Annotated in this window: 9 protein-coding genes; all 9 read left to right on the top strand. The window is 61.8% G+C overall.

The window, feature by feature from the left end:
- A partial coding sequence (tuf, locus tag MJD61_06500) for an elongation factor Tu (GenBank protein ID MCG8554925.1) occupies nucleotides 1–142 on the top strand: 142 nt, incomplete at its 5' end.
- Between the two features lie 2 nt (nucleotides 143–144).
- Nucleotides 145–456: a 30S ribosomal protein S10 gene (gene rpsJ, locus MJD61_06505; protein MCG8554926.1), complete on the top strand. Its 312-nt coding sequence runs from the start codon at nucleotides 145–147 to the stop codon at nucleotides 454–456.
- A gap of 8 nt (nucleotides 457–464) precedes the next feature.
- A complete protein-coding gene (rplD, locus tag MJD61_06510) occupies nucleotides 465–1,100 on the top strand; it encodes a 50S ribosomal protein L4 (protein MCG8554927.1) in 636 nt (211 codons plus the stop codon).
- 3 nt (nucleotides 1,101–1,103) lie between these two features.
- Nucleotides 1,104–1,394 (top strand): 50S ribosomal protein L23, encoded by a 291-nt coding sequence (locus MJD61_06515; protein ID MCG8554928.1) that lies wholly within the window; start codon nucleotides 1,104–1,106, stop codon nucleotides 1,392–1,394.
- A 2-nt stretch (nucleotides 1,395–1,396) separates the two neighbouring features.
- On the top strand, nucleotides 1,397–2,224 hold the full coding sequence (gene rplB, locus MJD61_06520; protein ID MCG8554929.1) for a 50S ribosomal protein L2: 828 nt from the start codon (nucleotides 1,397–1,399) through the stop codon (nucleotides 2,222–2,224).
- 29 nt (nucleotides 2,225–2,253) lie between these two features.
- The gene (rpsS, locus tag MJD61_06525; protein MCG8554930.1) at nucleotides 2,254–2,556 is read left to right on the top strand and encodes a 30S ribosomal protein S19; all 303 of its coding nucleotides are present in this window, start codon (nucleotides 2,254–2,256) and stop codon (nucleotides 2,554–2,556) included.
- A gap of 87 nt (nucleotides 2,557–2,643) precedes the next feature.
- Nucleotides 2,644–2,946, top strand: coding sequence for a 50S ribosomal protein L22 (gene rplV, locus MJD61_06530; GenBank protein MCG8554931.1), 303 nt, complete (start codon nucleotides 2,644–2,646; stop codon nucleotides 2,944–2,946).
- 2 nt (nucleotides 2,947–2,948) lie between these two features.
- Nucleotides 2,949–3,614 (top strand): 30S ribosomal protein S3, encoded by a 666-nt coding sequence (gene rpsC, locus MJD61_06535; GenBank protein MCG8554932.1) that lies wholly within the window; start codon nucleotides 2,949–2,951, stop codon nucleotides 3,612–3,614.
- A gap of 15 nt (nucleotides 3,615–3,629) precedes the next feature.
- A partial coding sequence (locus MJD61_06540; GenBank protein MCG8554933.1) for a ribosomal protein L16 occupies nucleotides 3,630–3,815 on the top strand: 186 nt, incomplete at its 3' end.

Consider the following 3,815-nt stretch of genomic DNA (forward strand, 5'->3'; position numbering starts at 1 on the left):
CAAGATGGTCATGCCCGGCGACAACGTGAAAATGACCGTCGAGCTGATCAGCAAAGTGGCGCTCGAAGAACAACAACGCTTCGCCATCCGCGAGGGCGGCCGCACCGTCGGAGCCGGCGTCGTCACCAGGATCGTCGAATAAGCATGAGTCCCACGACCAAAATCAGGATCCGGCTCAAGGCTTACGACCATCGCCTGCTGGATCAATCGACCGGCGAGATTGTCGATACGGCGAAGCGGACCGGTGCGCGCGTGGCCGGTCCCATTCCGCTTCCGACTCGCATCAACAAGTATACGGTGCTGAGGGGACCGCATGTAGACAAGAAGTCCCGCGAGCAGTTCGAGATACGAACCCACAAACGTCTCCTGGATATCCTCGAACCCACACAACAAACGCTCGACGCCCTGATGAAGCTGGATTTGTCCGCGGGCGTGGATGTCGAGATTCGATCCTGATGTAAGCCATGCCGAAGGTTAACGTCTACAATCTGGAACGCGCCAGCGTCGGCGAGCTGGAGCTCTCGAGCCACGTGTTCGGGGCGCCGGTCAGTGAAGTCTTGCTTTACGAGGTGGTCAAGGCGCAGCTGGCCAGCCGGCGCGCTGGAAGCGCCAGCACCAAGGGTCGCGCCGAGGTGGCCGGCTCGACCCGAAAACTCTACCGCCAAAAGGGGACGGGCCGGGCGCGGCACGGAGGGATCCGCGCACCCATTTATGTTGGAGGTGGCAAAGCGCATGGGCCGCGACCGCGTAGCTACGCCTACCGGCCGCCGCGCAAGATGCGCCTCGGTGCCTTGCGTTGCGCGCTGTCGCTCAAACTGCAGGAAGGCCGGCTCACGGTGGTCTCCGACCTCTCGCTGAGCCAGAGTAGGACCAAGGTGCTGGAACAGATCCTCGGCAGGCTTGACGTACTTGCCGGATCGCTGCTCGTTGACTCGAAGGGCAACCAGCCCCTCGCACTCGGCGTGCGAAATCTGCAGGGCCACGACTACCTGCCACCGGAGGGCGTGAACGTGTACGACGTGCTACGGCACCCGCACCTGGTTCTGACCCAGGGCGCTGTGGCTGCACTGGAATCTCGGGCAACGGGCAACCGGAAATAGCGCATGGAACCGGAACGCATCATAAAGCGCCCGCTGGTCTTGACGGAAAAGGGCAACCGACTGCGCGAGACGCAGAACCAGTACCTGTTCGAGGTCGATCGTGGAGCCAACAAGATCGAAATCCGCAGCGCGGTCGAGGCGCTGTTCAACGTCAAGGTCAAGCAGGTTCGAACGCTGAACGTGCGCGGCAAACTGCGAAGAATGGGGCGTGGCTACGCCAAGCGACGCAACTGGAAGAAGGCCTTGGTTTCGCTCGCCGAGGGCGAGTCGATCGATCTACTCGAGGCAGGTTGAGCATGCCAGTTCGACGCTTCAAGCCCACCTCACCGGCTCGACGCTATTTCGAGGTTGCCGACTTTTCGGGCATCGAGACGGCGCGGCCCCACCGGCCGTTGACGAGCGCAAAGCCGTCTACCGGCGGCCGCAACGGCTTTGGCCGAGTAACCTGCCGTTTTCGGGGCGGCGGGCACAAGCGCCGCTACCGTCAGATCGATTTCAGACGGGGCCAGGTTGGCGTGCCTGCCAAGGTCGCCGGCATCGAATACGACCCGAACCGCTCCGCGAGGATCGCGCTGCTGCACTACGGGAACGGAACGAAGAGCTACATTCTGGCACCGGATGGCCTGCGCAAGGGAGACGAGGTGGTTTCGTCGCGTCATGCCGACATCAAGCCTGGCAACGCCCTGCCTTTGAAGTACATCCCCGTGGGCACCCTGATCCATGCCGTGGAGCTGAAGATCGGCAAGGGGGCTCAGCTCGTGCGCTCGGCAGGGACCGCGGCGCAGCTGATGGCGAAGGAAGGTAATCAGGCGCAGATCCGGTTGCCTTCTTCCGAGGTCCGCACGGTACATGTGGCCTGCAAGGCCACCATCGGTCAGGTTTCGAATATCCAACACGCACGGGTCTCGTGGGGCAAGGCCGGCCGCGCTCGCTGGCTCGGTCGCAGACCGCACAACCGCGGTGTTACGATGAATCCCGTGGATCACCCCATGGGTGGCGGGGAAGGTCGCACCTCAGGCGGCCGTCACCCGTGCTCGCCTTGGGGTCAGCTCGCAAAGGGTTTGAAGACCAGGAGCAACAAGCGCACCGATCGCCTTATCGTGCGCAAGCGGGGCAAGAAGTAGGTCCTCGGGGGCCGGAGAGGTCAAAGCACATGGCGCGTTCTGTCAAGAAAGGCCCTTTTGTCGACGATCACCTCCTCCAGAAGATCGAGACGGCGAGGCGCAATAACGACCGCAAGCTGATCAAGACCTGGTCACGCCGTTCGACGATCACGCCCGATTTCGTGGGCCTGAGCTTCGCGGTGCACAATGGACGGAAGTTCGTGACCGTTTTCGTAACCGAGAACATGGTGGGCCACAAGCTCGGTGAGTTTGCGCCAACGCGCACGTTTCATGGCCACGCAGCAGACCGAAAAGGCGGCAAGAAGATCAATCCACAGACTGGAAAGCGCTGATTTGTAAGAAGGCGCCAACCTGGTAGCGCTATGCAAGCAAGAGCCACACTACGCCACGCAAAAATCTCCGTTCGCAAGGCGCGAATAGTGACGCGCTTGGTGAGCGGCAGGAACGTAGCGGACGCCGTGAACGTCCTGCGTTTCACCCGCAAGGCCGCGGCACCCCTGGTAGCGAAGCTTATTGACAGCGCTATCGCGAACGCGCGCCAAGAGGACGAAAGCGTGGATCTGGATCGGATGGTCGTGACCTATGCCTACGCCGACAAGGCGTCGACTCGTTTCATGCGCCGGTGGCGTCCCAGGGCTCAAGGGCGTGCCACGCGAGTCGAGAAGGGCGCCAGTCACATCACGATCGTCATCGACGACGTTGAAGGCGCCGAGGAGAGCTAGACGTGGGACAGAAGACACATCCGCATGGTTTCAGGCTGGGGGTTATCAAGAGTTGGACCTCGAAGTGGTACGAGGACAAGCAGTACGCCCGTTGGCTGCATGAGGACTTGCGTCTTCGAAATGCCATCAAGCAGAAGTTCTCACACGCGGGCATCGCTTCGATCGAGATGGAGCGCGCTGCCAGTAAGGTCAAGGTGGTCATCTCGACCTCACGTCCGGGTATCATCATCGGAAAACGCGGTGCCGGGGTCGAGCAGCTCAAGGGGGAGCTGCAGGCGCACACGCAAAACGAGCTCTTTATCGACATCCAGGAGGTGCGAAAAGCGGAAACCAACGCACAGCTGGTTGCTGAGAACATCACGACTCAGCTCGAACGGCGAGTGGCCTTCCGGCGCGCGATGAAGAAGGCTGTATCGACAGCCATGAAATTCGGAGCCAAGGGCATCCGTGTGCATGCTGGAGGACGCCTGGGAGGTGCCGAGATCGCACGTAAGGAAAGCTACCGCGAAGGTCGTGTGCCGCTTCACACACTGCGGGCGGACATCGAGTTTGGCGTGGCCACCGCGCACACTCCGCAGGGCACCGTCGGCATCAAGGTCTGGTTGTTCAAGGGCGAAGTGCTCCGACACAGGGGACGCCGACTCCAGCAGGCTACGGCCGCACGTTGAGCCAGGGAGACCGCCATGCTGTCACCGAAGCGCACCAAATACCGCAAGCAGCAAAAAGGCAAGACCAGGGGCCTGGCCTATCGTGGCAGCGAGGTGTCCTTTGGTGATTACGGTTTGCAGTGCCTCGGTCGGGGTCACGTCACGGCGCGACAGATCGAGGCTGCTCGCATGGCGGTGCAGCGTAAGGTCAAGCGCGCTGGC

It is taken from the genome of Pseudomonadota bacterium (genome assembly GCA_022361155.1).
Taxonomy (GTDB): domain Bacteria; phylum Myxococcota_A; class Polyangia; order Polyangiales; family JAKSBK01; genus JAKSBK01.

Excerpts from the sequence above, each read along its gene's own strand:
- rplB (MCG8554929.1), top strand. The coding sequence starts at position 1,397 with ATGCCAGTTCGACGCTTCAAGCCCACCTCACCGGCTCGACGCTATTTC.
- rpsS (MCG8554930.1), top strand. The coding sequence starts at position 2,254 with ATGGCGCGTTCTGTCAAGAAAGGCCCTTTTGTCGACGATCACCTCCTC.
- MJD61_06515 (MCG8554928.1), top strand. The coding sequence starts at position 1,104 with ATGGAACCGGAACGCATCATAAAGCGCCCGCTGGTCTTGACGGAAAAG.
- rpsJ (MCG8554926.1), top strand. The coding sequence starts at position 145 with ATGAGTCCCACGACCAAAATCAGGATCCGGCTCAAGGCTTACGACCAT.
- rplD (MCG8554927.1), top strand. The coding sequence starts at position 465 with ATGCCGAAGGTTAACGTCTACAATCTGGAACGCGCCAGCGTCGGCGAG.